We start from the raw sequence: 17,374 nt of genomic DNA on the forward strand, positions 1-17,374 counted from the left end.
GTCAACAGGCTGCCCCCCCGTCATTGCCACTGCGTCATTGTAAAGGATCTTGTAGGTGATGTTCGTACCCGCCGCCACGGCCTGGCGAATGGCAAGCGACCCGGAATGGTACCAAGTGCCCTCGCCAAGGTTTTGAAAGATATGTTTGTTGCCATTGAATTTCGAGGCAACAACATGCGGCACACCTTCGCCACCCATCTGCGCATAACCGACCGTGTTGCGGTTCATCCAACTTGCCATCACGTGACAGCCGATGCCTGACGCAGCCGTGCTTCCATCCGGGACTTTGGTGGATGTGTTGTGGGGACAACCCGAGCAAAAATACGGAGCCCTGACCGCACCCGGAACATTCAGAACGGATGGCGGTTCGTCCGTCAGCGCCTTTGCCTTTTTCAGGTATCCCTCTTCCGGGAAAAAACGGTCGAGTCGTTCTGCAACAACCGGAATCAGGTTCAACGGGCTCAACTCTCCGGTCCAGGGAATCAACGGATCGCCCGCTGCACGGTGTTTTCCGACCATCTTTTCGGGTTTGTCCCCCGGCCAGTCATAGAAGTATTCCTTGAACTGGCTTTCGATGATCCCGCGTTTTTCCTCGACGACCAGAACCTCTTTTTTGCCACGGACGAAGGACAGCGCATCGCGCCGTGCCAAGGGCCAAACCATCCCGACCTTGTAGATGTCGATGCCCAAACGGCGGCATCCGCTTTCGTCGAGCCCCAGAAGTCGCAGCACTTCCATCAGGTCCAGATGGCTTTTGCCCGTTGTGACAATCCCGAATGGGGCATCCTTGATGTCATAGATGCGCCGGTCGATCGGGTTCGCCTCGACAAAAGCTTCGACCGCCCGCAACTTGTGTTCGATCCGCGTCTCGATGGCCGGGCTTGGCAAATCAGCGCTACGCACGTGCAAGCCGCCCAGCGGCAGATCTATTTCCGGCAAGGTAAATTTACGGTCCGGCTTCAACCGCACGGATTGCCCGCTTTCCACGGTTTCCGAAATCGCCTTGAACCCGACCCAGGTGCCCGAGTATCGGCTCAGCGCGATCCCGTATTCACCGAACTCCAGGTATTCAGCCACGTTGGCCGGGTTCAGCGTTGGCATGAACCAGGTCATGAAGGCGACGTCGGACTGATGCGGCATTGAAGAAGATACGCAGCCGTGATCGTCACCCGCGACAACCAGAACCCCGCCCTTCGGCGACGAGCCATAGGCATTGCCATGGCGCAACGCATCCCCTGAACGGTCAACTCCGGGGCCCTTCCCGTACCACATCGAAAACACTCCCTCGACCTCACAATCGGGATCAAGCGAGGCCTGTTGGGCACCAAGAACCGCTGTGGCGCCAAGGTCCTCGTTTACGGCCGGCATGAATGTGATCCCGGCGGCCTCGGTTTCCTCTTTCGCTCGCCACAGCTCCAGATCCAAACCACCAAGAGGAGACCCCCGATATCCGGAAATGAACCCGGCCGTGTTGTTTCCTGCTGTTGCGTCCCTGCGGGCCTGGTCCAACATGATGCGCACCAGAGCTTGCGTTCCCGTCAGGAAAACACGACCCTCTGAGGCTTTGTATCGGTCCGACAGGGCGTAAGTTTCGAATTTCAGGGACTGGTCAGTCATGGATGCCTCGCCTTTTCTGGATATTTTACCGAAATCTTTTGAGGAATCTGTTCTACTTTCCCGCCATTTACGGGGGTCATTGAAAATTTCTCTCTTATTTTGTCACGATCTGGGGTATTTTTCTCGGATGTTTCTCGACTCACGTGACTGCCAACTTCTCGCGCTGCTTCAAAAGGATTGCCGCATCTCAAATGCTGACCTTGCAGAACGGGTGGGCATGTCATCTTCTGCCTGCTGGCGTCGAGTCCGCGTGTTGGAAGAGGCCGGCCTGATTTCACAGTACCGTGCCGAATTGTCGCCTGAACACGCCGGGCTTTCGTTTCAGGCCCTGGTGCATGTTCATCTGACCCGGCACAATCCCGAACATCTTGAACGGTTCATTGCAGCGATCGAGAAGCGCCCGGAAGTCATGGAATGCTATGCAACAACCGGCCAGGCAGATTACCACATGCGGGTGATCTGCAAGGATATCGGGGCTTACAACGTTTTCCTTGAAGAATTCCTGTTTCGCCTGCCGGCGGTGGAAAGCGCGCAAACAAATGTCGTTCTGCGCGAAATCAAACGCAGCAACGCCCTGCCCATTCCTTCCTGTTGATATCAGTTCTCGAGGGGACTTGCCGTCTGGTATCGGCTTTGTTGCAAAACTATGAACGCACCAAGCGAACAATTCGCTCGATCACGTTCCTAAGCTATGATTTGGCCCGTCAAACCCCACGGCGTTGCTGTTCATTGAATTTTTCACGGATCAGGTTTGGGAACGCCCTCAAAAACCGTCGCGCGATTTGGCATCAAGGCAGGTAAAACGTGGTCGCCTTTTCGGCCGCGACGTTTTGGCTTCTGCCTCCCATCCCGCGCTCTAGGCGGAAGCTTCCACCGACGCCGAACAACCGCAAAACCGAATTTCGAAACTGAAGCCATTTTGTTGCTTCGCGTTTCGATTTTCCTGTTTTCTTTTCCCGTGCTTGCATCGAGTCCGGCTCCTGTTCGCTGCCGTCATCAAAAGTGTAGCAACGTTCCTTTGCTTTTTCAGATTTTTATCAGAGAACCTTCCGTTTATTTCGCAATTTCGTCGATCAGCCGCGTCTCGAGAAGCTGGCCATTTTGGTACAGTACCGGGTAAGCAATAGATGCGATATGGCTGTTGAACTCTCGGAACGCCCGCAACGTCTCGAGATGAATATCACTGGTTTCGAAGCTTTCCCGTGATCCGTGCTGCAAGCGGCGCAGATGTCGTTTTCGGCTTTCACGTTCCACCCGCTTGATTTCGGTCTTCTCAAGGCTCAACAGGCGCGCGCTTTCCAGATCGTCTGAAATAAGCACGTTTGATGCCAGCTTCATGTTGGCCAGAATGCCCTCGTGCATCTGAACAAGTTCCGACCAGCCTTCCTGCGAGAAGCTCGAGCCTTTGGCCCGCATTTCACCCGCCAACACGGTCAAGCGCTTGGCCACGACATCGCCGGCCGTCTCCAGCCGGATAGCGAATTCCATAAGGTCGCGTGCGGATTTTTCGTCCTTTTTTTCGTATACATCCGGCGGAATCGCCGAAACGAATGCCCTGATCCCGGACAGGCAATTGTTCACGTCCTCGTCGATGGCTTGGACCGCGCGGATCTGTTGTTTGTCGCCACTGCGATACAATTCCAGACAAGGCCGGAACATGGTTTCGACAAGGTCGCTCATCCTAAGCAGCTCACGCTTGAGGCTTGGCAGGGCCTGGCTGGGATTTGCCACGTTGCCAATGTCCAATGCGCTGGCCGGTCGTGCTGGTTGCGGTACCTGTTCCTTCTTCTGATCCGGCAAAAACCTTTCGAACAGATCCTTCAACTTCCCGCAAAATGGCAAGGCCAGAAGCAGCAGTGACAGGTTGAACAAAACATGCACATTGACCAGCATCTGCCCGCCTTGCGGGTCTCCTAACAACCCGGTCCGCAAAGCCATGTTGGCCGCAAACAAACTCACCAAAGCCCAACTGCCACGCAATGCCAGGTTGGCATATGGAATGCGCCGGGCCTGGACTGGCATGGCACGGGTGAGCCAGACCGGAATGAAGGCAGAGCCGAAATTCGCGCCAAATACCAATGACATCCCGGCCGCGAACGGGATCGCTCCGATCTGTACAAGGGTGACACACATGAGGATGGCCGCCACCGAGGAATGCATGATGAATGCCAAGGCGCCCCCGACCAGAAACGCGGTGATATAATCGCGCGCCAGATAATCCGCCACAGCGGGCAGAAACGCGCTGTCCCGAATGGGATCCATCGCCTCGCGAAGGAACCGAAGCGAGATCAGGATAAAGGCCACGCCCATCAGGATGCGCCCCAGTTGCCGGGTTTTCTTGGCGTCGGTCTTTACGAAAAGATACCCCCCAACCGCCAACAGCATCGGAACAAGCCAGTCCAGCCGGAACGAAAGAATCTGGATGATCAGCGCCGACCCCAGATCGCCGCCAAGAACAATCGCAAGGCCGGCAGGAAAACTGAGCATTCCACTGGCCGCAAACCCCGAAGTCAACAGAGCAACAGCCGCAGAGCTTTGCAGCACGACCGCCATCGTCAACCCAACCACCGAGGCCTGTAGGTAGCTGCGTTGTTGGGTCATTACCCGCTGGAACGACGCCCCATAGCTGCGTTCGATCCCGGTTCGCACCATACGAACCGCGTAAAGCAGCAGCATCGTCGCCCCCGCAAGGCTGATAAGGAAGCTGACAATTGCCATACTCTACCCCGTTATTCTTTTTGGCCCAGCTTGTCGCGGCGCATTGTATTATTCATGTTACCGACCGCGATTGGGAAGGGATACATCCCATATTGGCCTACAAGGCGTAAACGCCTGTGTGCTTCACCGCAACCACTTGTCCGCGCTTTGACGGAACATCCGTCAGTTATTAACTTGGCCAAGGACCCCCGGAAGGGCGCGGCCCCTGATCCCATTGTGACACGAGATTGGTAAGGGGCGTCAACTCTCGGCCTTGATTGCAGCAATTACGATGTCGATTGCGCGGTCCAGTTCCAAACGCGAGATGGTCAGCGGCGGCGACAATGTCAGAACGCATCCCTGGCTGATCTTATAGCTCAGACCGGCCTCGAGACAGGCATAATAGATCCGTTCGGCGCACGCGTTCCCCGGCGTTTTGTCGGCGCGATTATCGACGATTTCGATCCCGAACATCAGGCCCCTTCCCCGAATGTCACCGACAATCGGAACGTTCTGAAGTTCATCCATCAAGCGACCAATGGCATGTTCACCCAGTTCGGCTGACCGGTGAACCAGGCCTTCGTCTTCGATGATCTGGATCGTCGTCAAAGCGGCCCGCGCAATGACCGGGTTTTTTTCGTGTGTGTAATGCCCGATGGCAAAATCTCCGCAGACATCCAGTTGCTTACGGGCGACACAGGCGGCGATAGGCAGGATGCCGCCGCCAAGCGCCTTCCCGAGTGTCACGATGTCCGGGATGATCTCGTCATGTTCAAAGGCGAACATCCTGCCCGTCTTGCCAAGACCCGTCGGGATTTCATCCATGATCAACAGCGCCCCGTGACGGTTGCATGCCTCGCGCACCGTCTTCCAGAACCCCGGCGGAGGGACATAGGGCACGGCACGCATCGGTTCCGCTATGACCGCCGCCACATCTCCTTCGCGCTCGAGGACATATTCGACCATTTTCGCACAGGCCAGCCCGCAGGTTTCGGGGCCCGCATGATTGTAGGGGCATCGATAACAGGCAAAGGGGGCGACATGTTCGGTGCCGGACAAGAGGGGGCCCGCAATGTGACTGCGAAAGGTCGCCTCTCCGCCGACACTTGCGGCGCCGAAACCCGCGCCATGGAAGGCATCCCAGAAGCTGATTGTTTTGAAACGACCGGTGGCGGCGCGCGCGATCTTGAGGGCAACCTCGTTCGCGTCGGATCCGCCAGTGGTAAAGAGCATTTTCCCCAGATCACCAGGCACGATCTCTGCCAGCTTTTCAGCCAGCTCCACCGCCGGATCATTGGTGAAGCGGCGGGGCGCAAAGGGCAGATCGTCAAGCTGTGCCTTTATGGCGGCAACCAAACGGGGATGGCCATACCCGATGTGGTGCACCGAGTTGCCGTGGAAATCCATGTACCGGCGGCCATCGATGTCTTCGATCCAGAGCCCTTCGGCCTTTGCAATGGTGCTGACGCAGGGCGAGGACAGAGACTGATGCAGGAACACGTTGGCATCGCGTTTGAGCAATGGCGATGATTTCGGCCCCATGGACTTTTGCAGCCACGCCTTGCGCGCCTCAGACGTGTTTGATTCGCCTTCAGTGTGGACAATTTGTGGCATGTCCGCTCCTCTTTGCCGTCATCAAAAGATGCGGACCCCGCAAGGCCCGCCAGTACCAGGGAGGAACTGTGTTGCCCTTTCCGCAAAAGGGGTAAGGGCAACAGACTCAGTTAGGCCACGGTAGTGAATAGGTTTTGACGTTGGTGAAGAACTTCATCGCCTCGATAACGCCTTCTTTCACCCCGTTTCCACTGTCCTTGATGCCGCCAAAGGGCGACATTTCAATGCGGTACCCCGGTTGTTCCCAGATGTTGCAGGTGCCGACGTTCAACCCGTTGATGAAGGCAATCGCCCGATTCAGATCATTGGTGCAGACACCCGAAGACAGGCCGAACTCGGTTCCATTTGAAATTGCCATCACCTCTTCGTCGTTGTCCGGCACACGAACGATCGGCACGATGGGACCAAAGGTTTCCTCCATCACCAACTCGCTGTCATGGGGAACCTTGTCGATCACGATGGGCGGCAGCAGCGCCCCCTGACGACCGGGGTGATACAGGATTTCAGCACCCTCTTTTTCCGCCTGAAGAACGCGATTCTCGAATATTTCTGCAGCTTTGTCATGGATCACGCACCCCAGTTCGGTTTCGGGGTCTTGCGGATCGCCGAATTTGATCTTCTTGGCCTTCTCCAGAACCAGCGGCACGAACTTCTCGGCCACGCTTTCCTGCACGAGGATGCGCTTGACCGCCGTACACCGCTGACCGGAGTTTCCGGTAGCCCCGGCCACGGCAATTGTTGCCGCCTTGTCCAGATCGGCCTCACTGAGGTCATTCAGAACGATCAGAGGGTCGTTGCCGCCAAGTTCCAGCGCCTGACGCTTGTAAACGCCTTTTTCGGCAATCATCTTGCCCACAGGCACACCGCCGGTGAAGGTGATGATATCGATATGTTCATTGGTGATCATCTCGTCGCCAATGTCACCGGGCCAACCTGTCACGACCTGGAACATCTCGGGCGGCAAGCCGGCCTCATAGAGAATGTCAGCCAGTGTCAATGCGGTCAGCGGCGTCAGCTCGGTCGGTTTGCAAACCATGCAATTGTTGGTGGCAATCGACGGCGCGATCTTGTGGCTGACCATGTTCAGCGGGTGATTGAACGGCGTGATCGCGCTGATCGCTTTCACCGGCTCTCGGGTGGTGAAAATCTTGCGGGCCTTGCCGTTGTGGGTCAGGTCGCAGGAGAAGATCTCACCATCATCCTTCAGTGCCTCGGCCGCCGCGAATTGATACACGTCCTGCGCGCGTTTGGTTTCGTAGATCGCATGCTGGTGACAGATCCCCAACTCCAGCGTCAGCCATTTCGCCAGATAGTCGCGCTTTTCGCCGATCAACTCGCCTGCCCGTTGCAGGATCTGGCTGCGCTCGTATCGGGTCAGCTTGGGTTTGAAATTCGCCGCAATCTCGAACGCCCGGCGCGCATGTTCGGCTGTACCGGCTGGTACGTGACCCACAACCTCGTTTGTGTACGGGTAGAGAACGGGAACGGTGTCGTCGGTAAAGACAATTTCGCCGCCGATCCGCATTCCCTCGTTGCGTACTTCGATTTTTGACATGGTCTGATCTTTCATAGCTTACTGTGCCGCCGCTGTTGTTGCGTAGAAGAAGGCATCGAAATTGCGCAGCACGGGTTGGTTTGGCAGGTCGATGACACGGTTCACGATGAAGGGAACTTCCTGTTCGGTCAAACCACCATGGCTGCGCAAGGGTTCTTTGAGTGCTGCCAGATCGTGGCGATGCTCGGACGTGCCGATGCAGATGTTTTCGCCGGAAACCATCACGATGTCGCCAATGCGGTCGCCCGGCAATTCGAATTGCTCGATCGCCTCGGCCTTGGTCAGCACATGGGTGATGCCGTTGGTCGCCTTGAGCTTGCTGATGATGTCGTCCTGGTCTGCTCCGTCAGGCAAATAGGCGGTTGCAAAAGACCCCAAAGCACCATGGTGCACAACGTATGGATCGGTAATCGGAAGAATGACCCGCGCCTCATCCTTGCCCAGCCATTCGTCCATCAGGTCCTGCACGTAAACCACCGAGGGGGATCCATCCGCCAAATGCTTTGGCTTCATGCCGTGATCCGCGGTCACCACGATGGCCGCACCCAATTCATCCAACTCGCCAAGATACCGGTCGAACATGGCATAGAAATCGAGTGCGCCTTTTTGATCAGGTGCAAACTTGTGCTGGATATAGTCGGTGGTCGACAAATACATCACGTCGGGCTTGAACTCTTTCAGCAGCTTGACGCCAGCGGCAAAGACAAATTCGGAAAGCTCTGCCGAGTAGACCTCGGGGACGTCCATGCCCAGCCATTCGCTGGCGTTGTCGATGCCATGTTCCGCCAGCGTCGTTTCACCCGACCGTTCGGAAGAAAACGCAACCGCCCTGCCCTCGTCAAATTTCAGCCCGGCCCCCAACAGTGCGCGCAGCTTGTCCTTGGCGGTTACCATCGCCACGCGGAAACCCGCGTCGTAGAATTGGGAAAAAATGGTCGGCGCACGCAGGAAGCGAACATCATTCATCATCACTTCCTCGCCGCTGTCAGGGTCGATGAGGTAGTTGCCGCAGATGCCATGCACGATCGGAGGGCGCCCGGTGGCAATCGAAAGATTGTTGGGGTTGGTGAAGGACGGGATAACGGAATGGGCCAGTCGGTCCGTACCCTCTTCCCGGATCCGCTTGAGGTTGGGCATCAGCCCTTTTGCAATCGCAACATCAAGGTATTCGGGCTCGCATCCATCAAGGCAGATGGCAATAGCGGGCACCTTCGGCGTCGGGTAGACGCGCTCATTTGCTTCGACAGGGGTTTGAATGGTCATCTGTATTTTCCTTGATGTTTAGGCGGCCAGCTTGGCGCGTTCTTCCAGTGCCCGAAGAGGAGGAGCGGCGCTTGCCACGCCCATTTCTTCCAGGGATTCCTTTGCTGCACGCACGACCATGCGCATGACGTCTTCGTCCATCTGACCGATGCATCCGACGCGGAAACTGTCGACGACTGTCAGCTTGCCAGGGTAGATAATGAACCCTTTTTCTTTCATCAGGTTATAGAACTGATCGAATACGAATTTCTCATCGGCGGGGCAGAAGAACGTGACGATGATCGGGCTGAGCCAACGATTGTCCAGCAGCGTTTCGAAACCCAGTTCACGCATGCCTGCAACCATGACGTCCCGGTTGCGGGTGTAACGTGCGCCACGGCCGGCAACACCGCCTTCAGCGGCGTGCGCCCGAAGCGCTTCGATGAAGGCGGCGACCACGTGCGTCGGCGGGGTAAAACGCCACTGACCGGTCTTGTTCATGTGCGCCCACTGGGCGTGCACATCCAGAGACAGGGAATGACTGTTGCCCTTTGCGGCTTCCAGTTCGCTCTTGCGCGCCACAATGAAGCCAAAGCCGGGAACGCCCTCGATGCATTTGTTGGCCGAAGACACCATGGCTTCATATCGAATATCCGAGGGTCTGAGCTCGATCGCGCCGAAGGCCGACATCGAGTCGATCAACAGCTTGCGACCGGCTGCATAGGTGGCCTCGGATATTTCCTCGACGGGGTTCAAGATACCCGAGCTGGTTTCGCAGTGAATGGCAACAACATGCGTGATGGCCGGGTCATCCGCGAGAATGCGCGCAACCTCGTCGCCCCGTGGCGGCAGGTAATCGCCCTTGTCCAACACGATATGGTCCCGTCCCAGATACTGTAGCGTCTGCGCAGAACGCTGCCCATAGGCGCCATTGGCCAGTACCAGCGCCTTTCCTTCCGGCGGGATAAACGATGCCAGCATTGCTTCGACCGAGAAGGAGCCGCTGCCTTGCATTGGCACGCAATCGAACGCGTCGGCGCCTTCACCAAGCAGGTCCAGCAGGCTTGACCGCAGCTCTCTTGTCATGGCGCGAAAGTCGTCGTCCCAGCTGCCCCAGTCCTTCAGCATGGCCTCTTTCACGGCATAGGACGTTGTCAAAGGACCGGGTGTCAAAAGGTATGGTTCGCCGAGGCGCGGTTGCTCGATTTTTGGATGGGATGGCGTCATTACCAGGCTCCAGAACAGCGTTTTCACAAACACCATTGCAGCAAGTGTTGCTATATGTGAAATTGCAAATATCAATCTAATTATAAGTGCAGCCTATGCACAATTAATTGGGGATCTGTGATGCGGCACAGCCAGCTCAAAGCCTTTCATTACGTGGCCAAACATGGCGGGTTTTCCCGCGCGGCCGAGGCGCTTTTTCTGACGCAACCGGCGATTTCCGAACAGGTTCGAAAGCTGGAACAGGATCACGATCTGTTGTTGTTTCAGCGCGAACGAAAACGCGTGAACCTCACCCCCGAAGGCGAACAGCTTTACCGGTTCACAAAGCAGTATTTTGAGATCGAAGATCAGATCGAAGACTACCTTTCGGAAACCAAGGCCGCAATCGACGGGGAATTGCGGATCATTGCCGATTCAGCGCATCACATGACGTCTTTCCTGGGATCGTTTCAAAAAAAGTACCCCAAAATCACCATCACCGTGCGGTCCGGAAACACCGAAGAAATCCTGGAAGAACTTCGGTCGTACAACGCCGAGATCGGTGTCGTCGGCAGCCTGTCCCCCGGCAAGGACATGGACGTGTTGAACCTGGGGTCCACTGAAATCGTGGCCTTTGCCGCCCAAGGTGTGCTTTTGGCATCCAAACCTTCGCTTTCTTTGGAAGAGCTGGCCGATCTGCCGCTGGTTTTCAGAGAGCACGGGTCAAAAACTCGTCAGAAACTGGAAGAAGAAGCCGAAAGGCGCGGTATCACGTTGAATCCTGCAATCGTTGCGGAAGGGCGCGAGGCCGTGCGCGAGCTTGTGGCCTCGGGCGCAGGCATCGGATTTGTCTCTCAGGCAGAGTATGGGCATGATGATCGGTTGCGACAAATCAAGCTGAAAGGCGTGAAGTTGCAAATGGGTGAAAGCATGATTTCGCTTTCGCAACGGCGCAACGTAAAGATCATCCGAGCCTTTATGGACTTCGCCCAGCGCGCGCTGGAAGAAAAAAGCCCCCCCGCCGATACCTGACCGGCGGGGGCAGGGTTCCTTTGGCTACCGGCTTCGCCAAGCCTGAGTGCGCTTCAGAATGCCTTTTGAAGCAATCAGGTGAACGATCCGGGCAGCCGCGTTGGTGTAAAAGATCATCATGCCCATCGCCGCCGCAGGCGCGATATCCCCGGCATCATCCATGTTCAGCACCGCGATGGACGCAAGCGTCGTTTTGGGAGAATAAAGAAACACTACTGCCGACACGGTCGTCATCGCGTTGACGAACAGATAGATCGAGATGTCCAACACTGCTGGCAGACAAACCGGAACCGTTACCCGTGCAAACAGCTTCATTGTCGGCTGTTTGAGCGAGGCAGACACCGACTCGAACTCTCTGTCCATTTGCTTGAGCGCGGTGACGGCCGTCAGGTGCGATACGGTGTAGAAATGCGTCACAGTGCAAATCACCAAGATCGCCATCGTGCCGTAAATTCCGTTCAGCGGATTGGACGGGTTGTTGAAGAAGAAGATGTAAGACAGCCCCAATACCATGCCCGGGATCGCCATGGGCAGCATCGCGAACATCTGGAAAATCGACCGCCCGGTTTTGAACCCGTTTGATTTTTCCACCAGATAGGCCCCGAAGAACACGACTGACGTGCCGATGACTGCCGTCAGCAACGCCAGTTTGATCGAGTTGAAATACGACCCCCAGCCGCCGCCGTCCATTCTGTTGAACTGATAGTTCTTGAGGCTAAGGCTCAGGTCGTATGGCCAGAACTTGATCAGCGCCGCAAACTGACACACCGCCAGAAGACCCACGATGAACAGGCCGATCAGGCTGCAATAGATCAGGAATATGCGGTCAGCTTTCGGGTTTGGCGTCGCCTGATATGGCACGGAACGCGCCGAAAGCAGCGCCACCTGCTTGGACTGAACCATCCGGTCGATAGCAAAAGCCAGAATGGCCGGGATGACCAGAACCACAGATACCACGGCGCCCATTTCAAAGTTCTGCTGGCCGATCACCTGTTTGTAGATATCCACGGCAAGCACGTTGAATTGACCACCGATGACCTTCGGCAGTCCGAAATCGGTGATCACCAGATTGAACACGACAAAGGCCGCCGAGATCAGGCCATAGCGGGCCCCGGGGATGGTTACGGTCCAGAAGGTCCGCCATGGCGTCGACCGCAAGCTGGCCGCAGCTTCATACAGGCGCGCGTCAGATATCGCGAGCGCGGTCGATATGATCAGAAACGCGTGCGGAAAAGTAAAGAAAACCGATCCGATAACGATGCCTATGGGGCCGTAAATGCTGGCACCAAACAGCAATTCCTTGATCATGCCCTGATTACCGAACAGGTAGACCAACGCGATGCCCGGCAAGAGCGACGGAACCAGGATCGGTGCCATCGCGATAAGGCGAAAAACACCCTTGAACCGCATGCAGCTTCGATTCAGCGCATAGGCGAACCAAAACGCCAGTGTCACCGTCACAATGGTGCTGACAACCGAGATCCAAAGCGAGTTCTTGATCGAATTGAACAGTGCCGGTGTCGAGAAGTAGTTGATGAAATTGTCCAGCCCTCGCGACTGGACCGGCCGCATTTGCACCCGGCGGAACGTGTTGGAATCAAGCTCGACCCAATCGGTGCCTTCATTCAAAGTCGACCCGACCAGAAAGCGCCCGGTATCCGTCGTGTTGCGGATCTTGTACATGACCGGGCTGCGAAAGCTGAAATCAGGAAAGAACCCGGTCACCGGCAAGCGCCCGTCCGAACCTGTCACCAGATCAGAGTCGGAAAAGACCCCCAATTGCCTGTTCAACTCGTCCGCCGACAGGATCGTTCCATCAAAGACGCCCGCGTCGTCACTGACCTGAAACTCGTACTGGGACAGCTCTACGCGATAGGTCGAAAACGACTTGGACAACATCGTGTAAAGCGGCAACGCCAATGTCACGACCAGATACAGCGCGATCACCATCATGCTTCCGCGCATCAGGATATCATCACGGCTGAGCTTGGGCTTGATGTCCGGCCCGACAGGCAGGCTGTCCTGATTGGTAGAAAGCGAGCTCATGCCTTGGCCTCCGGCACGTCAAACGCCATAAGGCGGTTTTCGGGGAGCTCAATCACCATGCTGCGCCCCTCTTCCAGTTCCAGACGACGCACCGCGTTGATCGAGAAATCCGCGATCAGTTCCGATGCTCCGAACTTCTCGTTGTTCAATCGGCAGCGCCAGAACGAACCCAGGAACTCCATCTCATCCAGCGTCACCTCTATGCAGTTCCTATTGCCGCCTGTGTCGAGATAACCAGCTTCATGAGGGATGATGTCTTCGGGTCGAATGGCCGCGATGATCGGGGTTCCATCGTTGAACTTGTGGCTGAGGCAGGCAAAGGTCTTTTCCCCGACGCTCAGACGTCCGCCTTTGGTGACCTGCGACCGGATCTGGTTCATTTCACCGATAAAGTCTGCAACGAACAGATTGGCCGGTTCCCGGTAGATTTCGGTAGGAGGCCCCACCTGTTCGATCACTCCGTGATTCATGACCACGATCCGGTCCGCCATGGCCAGCGCTTCTTCCTGATCGTGAGTCACCATCACGGTGGTCACACCCAGCTTGCGCTGCAACTCCTTGATCTCGTGCCGCAGATGAACACGCACTTTGGCGTCCAGCGCCGACAGGGGTTCGTCCAGCAGCAAAAGTCCGGGATTGGTTGCGATGGCACGCGCCAGTGCAATCCGTTGCTGCTGACCACCTGACAATTGCGCCGGATATTTCTTGCCCTGATCCGGCAGACCAACCAGGGTCAAGAGTTCGTTTACGCGAACAGCGATATCCGATTTGCTGCGGCCGGTGTTTTCAAGGCCAAAAGCGATGTTCTTTTCAATCGTCAGGTTGGGGAACAACGCGTAGGACTGAAACACGATCCCGAAATCACGCTCGGACGGGGGCAGATTGGACACGTCCTTGCCATCCTGCATGACCGTACCCTTGGTCTGCAAATCCAATCCGGCGATTGCCCGCAGAAGAGTGGTCTTGCCGCAACCGGACGGGCCGAGGAAACAGACAAACTCGCCCTCGTTGATTTCCAAAGAGATGTCCTTGAGCGCCAGAAAGTTTCCGAACGCTTTCCACAAATTCTGGATGCTGAGATACAGTTCACCGGGTGGTGTTTTCTGAAGCACGGGAGAAGTCCTCACATCTGCACCTCGGGCGCGGCCGGTCCTGGCCGGTTGAAACCGGGTGAGTAAGTTGTTTTTCGGGGAACAAGAGACTGGTGCGCAGGAGAGGCACGAAAGCCTCTCCTGCTAATGGGGTTACTTCGCTTCCGACTTTCCGTCATAGCGAGACTGCCATTCCTTCAGGATTGCCGCGCGATTGTTGGCGGCAAACTCAAAATCATTTTCGATCATCGCATCCAGAAGGCCCTCTGGGAAGTGCTCAACCGGCTTTGCAACGCCCGGATAGGCCACAACTGCATAGCCGGTGTTGTACATCTCGTTGGCTTCCTTGGTGACGGTGAAATCCACCAGCTTCTGTGCGGCTTCCAGATTTGCAGTACCGGCCACAATCGCGGTGGCTTCCATGTCCCAGCCCACGCCTTCAGAAGGCACGATGATCTCAAGCGGCGCGCCGTCGGCTTTGGACTTTGCCCCGCGGAATGCAAAGGAAATACCAATTGGGATTTCGCCTGCTGCGGCCAGTTTGCAGGGTTTTGAACCTGAATGGGTGTACCGCGCGATGTTCTCGTGCAGCGCATCCATGTATTCCCAACCACCTTCTTCACCGAACATCTGCAACCAGCTGGACACATCAAGGAACCCGGTGCCCGATGAATTCGGGTTGGGCATGATCACCTGATCTTTGTACATCGGGTCGGTGAGATCCTTCCAGGATGTCGGCGGGGTCAACCCGGCCTTCTCGGCCTCGACGGTATTGTAGCAGACGGATGCAACCCAGGCGTCCATGCCAACCCAGGCAGGCGGGTTGTCACCATCAACAAATTTTTTGTCCAGCTTGTCTACGCCAGCCGGCGCATAAGGCTCCAGCATACCTTCTGATTTCAGCAGCAGCAGCGACGTGGCGGCCAGGCCCCAAACAACGTCGGCCTGCGGGTTATCACGCTCTGCCAACAATTTCGCCGTAATGATCCCGGTCGAGTCGCGAACCCAATTGATCTTGATATCAGGGTGGCTTTGATTGAACGTCTCGGCATATCGGGCCAAGTCTTCCGCCTCGACTGCGGTATAAACCGTCAATTCCGTTTCCGATGCCGCAGCCGTTGCCGTTAGCGCACCTATAGTCAGAGCTGCGAGAAGTGATGTCGTATGTTTCATTGTGATCCTCTGTTGGTAATTATGTTATTGTCGCCATTCTTGCGTGGCGTTCGAACTCGATTATTGTGCACCGATTGTTTGACAGCAGTTTGACAGATAAAAACGCCAATAAAAATCGATTATATCTTCGATGTCATAAGCATATCCTATAGATGGAAACCGCCCGCCCCGGCAGATCAGTGCGGAACTGGACCATGACGATCAACAGAACATCAGGGCATGTCAAAGGCGCTGAATTCTTAAGACTTTCCTGCGGCGGCGCAAGAACGCTCAACGTGTCACCGCAAGGAGTCCGATCCCGATCGCGACAATGGTCGCTGCAAGAAGCCTGTTGGATTTCGGCCCCTCGCCGAACCACATCACACCAATAAGCGACGCAAAGATAACTGAACTTTCCCTAAGGGCGGACACCACGCCCAAGGGCGCGACCGTCTTCGCATACAGCACCAGCCCATACGCCAGGCCAGAGATGACGCCGCCTGTCAGGCCCGCCCAGACATAACGCCTGGGCAGCGCGACGAAACGTTGCCATCTGGTCGCGAAGATAAACCCGGCAACGAAAATTTCGGCAACAAACAATGCCGCAATATATCCCAGTATATTCCCGGACAGCCGGATACCAATGCCATCCACAATCGAATAGGACGCTATCATCAGACCCGTGCCAAACGCCGCCGCCACGGCGACCCAGTTTGTGTTTCGGCCCAGCCCGGCCAGGGAAAGGCACCCAATCCCAGCTGAAATGCAGACAATGCCGACCCACGCGATCGGCGGCAGAAACTCGCCCGCGAAAAGAATGGCACCCACCGTGACCAGGATTGGCGTCATCCCGCGTGAGATCGGGTACACCACCGACAGATCCCCATGTTTGTACGCGGTGTTGAGAAACCAATAGTACCCCCAGTGGATCAGGGTCGAGCCGATGATGAAGGGGAGCGCCGCCCAAACCGGCAAGCCGATAAAAGGCAACGCAATCAGCGCAGGCACGGCGTGGCCAAGCGCCACCAATCCCAAAACAACCGCCTTGTCGGGCGCACCTTTGACAACCGCATTCCAGAGCGCGTGCAACACGGCTGCGGTCAATACGATGAGAACTGCCTGTATTGTCATTGTGGCCCGACGATATGAGCTGAATATTTGTCTTGCGTCACAATTCGGCTTTCAAAGCGCTTGTTTGCGCGCGCACACACAGCGGCTCGACCAAAGCTTGACCTGTACCGCGGCGGCACGCTTTATTGGGCTCAAACCCGCACGGCACTGCAACCTCGGCGAGCGGCGGATCAGGTTGGTCATCGCGGGTCGGCTGCACAACTGACCAACCAGACCAGCCGCACGCCATGTGGTGCTACGGCTTGGTTGCCCCTGCTCAATAAGCACCACGTCGCGCTGCCCCTTTCCGATCAGATGATACGCAACCGCGCAGCCAATGATGATGCCTCCGACAATGACATGCTGTGCAGCGTGGAAGTTTGGTATCTGCCATCGGCTCGCTCCGTACTCAGGGATTCGGATTTCCCTTTAGCCTATTTGTTCTTTGCAAAATTTGGCAATTGCTTTCCTGCTTTTGCGTTATGCTTTCACAATATCCACGGGTTGGTTTTGCAGCGCGCCAGCTATGCTATTTGGCAACTCCTCATCCACCACCAGTGTCGCTTTCACCGGCAGAGGTTTCATCACGATCGGGCCAACCACGTCGAACTTGCTGCTATCAGCCAGGATCAGCGGGCGCTGCGCCCGTTGCATCATCATATGACGCAGGTTGGCGCCTTCCAGCGAGAAATCCGTAAACAATGCCCGAGAGCTCACACCGCCGACCCCGATCAACGCATATTCCGCATTGTATCACGACAGGTGGTCGAGCGTGTCCAAACCCAATGTGACATTCTCTAAAAAATCCAGCCGTCCGCCCAGCAGCGTGAGCTCGGCGGCCGCCGACGCCAGCACAGATGCAATCGTTAAATCATTGGTATATACGGTAAGATTTTGTCGCACAGCAGCCAGAGCCTGTGCCGCTGCCACTGTCGTTGACCCGCTGTCGATTATCACGCTGGCCCCGTCCGGGATCACACTTGCCACATAGGCTCCAATCCGTTCCTTGCCC

Annotated in this window: 13 protein-coding genes and 1 pseudogene; 2 read left to right on the forward strand and 12 right to left on the reverse strand. The window is 56.3% G+C overall.

Translation table 11 applies throughout. The features are described 5' to 3' along the window. The coding region (locus tag AC2FNN_RS18915; protein WP_496760000.1) for an indolepyruvate ferredoxin oxidoreductase family protein at positions 1 to 1,617 on the reverse strand (1,617 nt) is incomplete at its 3' end. A gap of 127 nt (positions 1,618 to 1,744) precedes the next feature. Here AC2FNN_RS18915 and AC2FNN_RS18920 point away from each other — a divergent pair. Next, positions 1,745 to 2,212 (forward strand): Lrp/AsnC family transcriptional regulator, encoded by a 468-nt coding sequence (locus tag AC2FNN_RS18920; protein ID WP_496760010.1) that lies wholly within the window; start codon positions 1,745 to 1,747, stop codon positions 2,210 to 2,212. A gap of 458 nt (positions 2,213 to 2,670) precedes the next feature. Here the strand turns inward: AC2FNN_RS18920 and AC2FNN_RS18925 are convergent, their stop codons facing one another. From AC2FNN_RS18925 to AC2FNN_RS18945, 5 genes are all read right to left on the reverse strand, one after another. Then, a complete protein-coding gene (locus AC2FNN_RS18925) occupies positions 2,671 to 4,335 on the reverse strand; it encodes a Na/Pi cotransporter family protein (protein ID WP_496760001.1) in 1,665 nt (554 codons plus the stop codon). Positions 4,336 to 4,575: 240 nt separating this feature from the next. Beyond that, positions 4,576 to 5,928 (reverse strand): (R)-1-hydroxy-2-aminoethylphosphonate ammonia-lyase, encoded by a 1,353-nt coding sequence (gene pbfA, locus AC2FNN_RS18930; protein ID WP_496760002.1) that lies wholly within the window; start codon positions 5,926 to 5,928, stop codon positions 4,576 to 4,578. 106 nt (positions 5,929 to 6,034) lie between these two features. Beyond that, on the reverse strand, positions 6,035 to 7,483 hold the full coding sequence (gene phnY / locus AC2FNN_RS18935; protein WP_496760003.1) for a phosphonoacetaldehyde dehydrogenase: 1,449 nt from the start codon (positions 7,481 to 7,483) through the stop codon (positions 6,035 to 6,037). Positions 7,484 to 7,501: 18 nt separating this feature from the next. Beyond that, positions 7,502 to 8,746: a phosphonoacetate hydrolase gene (gene phnA / locus AC2FNN_RS18940; protein WP_496760004.1), complete on the reverse strand. Its 1,245-nt coding sequence runs from the start codon at positions 8,744 to 8,746 to the stop codon at positions 7,502 to 7,504. A gap of 18 nt (positions 8,747 to 8,764) precedes the next feature. After that, positions 8,765 to 9,952, reverse strand: a complete 1,188-nt coding sequence (locus AC2FNN_RS18945) for a 2-aminoethylphosphonate--pyruvate transaminase (RefSeq protein WP_496760005.1) — start codon at positions 9,950 to 9,952, stop codon at positions 8,765 to 8,767. 120 nt (positions 9,953 to 10,072) lie between these two features. Between AC2FNN_RS18945 and AC2FNN_RS18950 the strand changes: the two genes are divergently transcribed. After that, positions 10,073 to 10,963, forward strand: coding sequence for a LysR substrate-binding domain-containing protein (locus tag AC2FNN_RS18950; RefSeq protein ID WP_152460090.1), 891 nt, complete (start codon positions 10,073 to 10,075; stop codon positions 10,961 to 10,963). A 24-nt stretch (positions 10,964 to 10,987) separates the two neighbouring features. On the opposite strand, the gene AC2FNN_RS18955 is transcribed toward AC2FNN_RS18950, so the two are convergent. The 6 genes and pseudogenes from AC2FNN_RS18955 to AC2FNN_RS18980 all read right to left on the reverse strand — a co-directional run bounded on the left by AC2FNN_RS18955 (position 10,988) and on the right by AC2FNN_RS18980 (position 17,349). Then, positions 10,988 to 13,009 (reverse strand): putative 2-aminoethylphosphonate ABC transporter permease subunit, encoded by a 2,022-nt coding sequence (locus tag AC2FNN_RS18955; protein WP_496760006.1) that lies wholly within the window; start codon positions 13,007 to 13,009, stop codon positions 10,988 to 10,990. Further along, positions 13,006 to 14,121, reverse strand: coding sequence for a putative 2-aminoethylphosphonate ABC transporter ATP-binding protein (locus AC2FNN_RS18960; protein WP_496760007.1), 1,116 nt, complete (start codon positions 14,119 to 14,121; stop codon positions 13,006 to 13,008). The genes AC2FNN_RS18955 and AC2FNN_RS18960 overlap by 4 nt, the downstream gene beginning before the upstream one ends. Before the next feature lie 132 nt (positions 14,122 to 14,253). Next, entirely contained in the window at positions 14,254 to 15,273 is a 1,020-nt protein-coding gene (locus AC2FNN_RS18965; protein WP_496760008.1) for a putative 2-aminoethylphosphonate ABC transporter substrate-binding protein, read from the reverse strand. Between the two features lie 270 nt (positions 15,274 to 15,543). Next, the gene (locus AC2FNN_RS18970; RefSeq protein ID WP_496760009.1) at positions 15,544 to 16,383 is read right to left on the reverse strand and encodes an EamA family transporter; all 840 of its coding nucleotides are present in this window, start codon (positions 16,381 to 16,383) and stop codon (positions 15,544 to 15,546) included. 51 nt (positions 16,384 to 16,434) lie between these two features. Beyond that, on the reverse strand, positions 16,435 to 16,785 hold the full coding sequence (locus AC2FNN_RS18975; RefSeq protein WP_496760011.1) for an FAD-dependent oxidoreductase: 351 nt from the start codon (positions 16,783 to 16,785) through the stop codon (positions 16,435 to 16,437). Between the two features lie 57 nt (positions 16,786 to 16,842). Next, positions 16,843 to 17,349 (reverse strand): annotated as a pseudogene (locus AC2FNN_RS18980) (DeoR/GlpR family DNA-binding transcription regulator). Positions 17,350 to 17,374: the final 25 nt, after the last annotated feature.

Source organism: Ruegeria sp. BHSA118, from assembly GCF_059613405.1.

Excerpts from the sequence above, each read along its gene's own strand:
- AC2FNN_RS18920 (WP_496760010.1), top strand. The coding sequence starts at position 1,745 with ATGTTTCTCGACTCACGTGACTGCCAACTTCTCGCGCTGCTTCAAAAG.
- AC2FNN_RS18925 (WP_496760001.1), bottom strand. The coding sequence starts at position 4,335 with ATGGCAATTGTCAGCTTCCTTATCAGCCTTGCGGGGGCGACGATGCTG.
- pbfA (WP_496760002.1), bottom strand. The coding sequence starts at position 5,928 with ATGCCACAAATTGTCCACACTGAAGGCGAATCAAACACGTCTGAGGCG.
- phnY (WP_496760003.1), bottom strand. The coding sequence starts at position 7,483 with ATGTCAAAAATCGAAGTACGCAACGAGGGAATGCGGATCGGCGGCGAA.
- phnA (WP_496760004.1), bottom strand. The coding sequence starts at position 8,746 with ATGACCATTCAAACCCCTGTCGAAGCAAATGAGCGCGTCTACCCGACG.
- AC2FNN_RS18945 (WP_496760005.1), bottom strand. The coding sequence starts at position 9,952 with ATGACGCCATCCCATCCAAAAATCGAGCAACCGCGCCTCGGCGAACCA.
- AC2FNN_RS18950 (WP_152460090.1), top strand. The coding sequence starts at position 10,073 with ATGCGGCACAGCCAGCTCAAAGCCTTTCATTACGTGGCCAAACATGGC.
- AC2FNN_RS18955 (WP_496760006.1), bottom strand. The coding sequence starts at position 13,009 with ATGAGCTCGCTTTCTACCAATCAGGACAGCCTGCCTGTCGGGCCGGAC.
- AC2FNN_RS18965 (WP_496760008.1), bottom strand. The coding sequence starts at position 15,273 with ATGAAACATACGACATCACTTCTCGCAGCTCTGACTATAGGTGCGCTA.
- AC2FNN_RS18970 (WP_496760009.1), bottom strand. The coding sequence starts at position 16,383 with ATGACAATACAGGCAGTTCTCATCGTATTGACCGCAGCCGTGTTGCAC.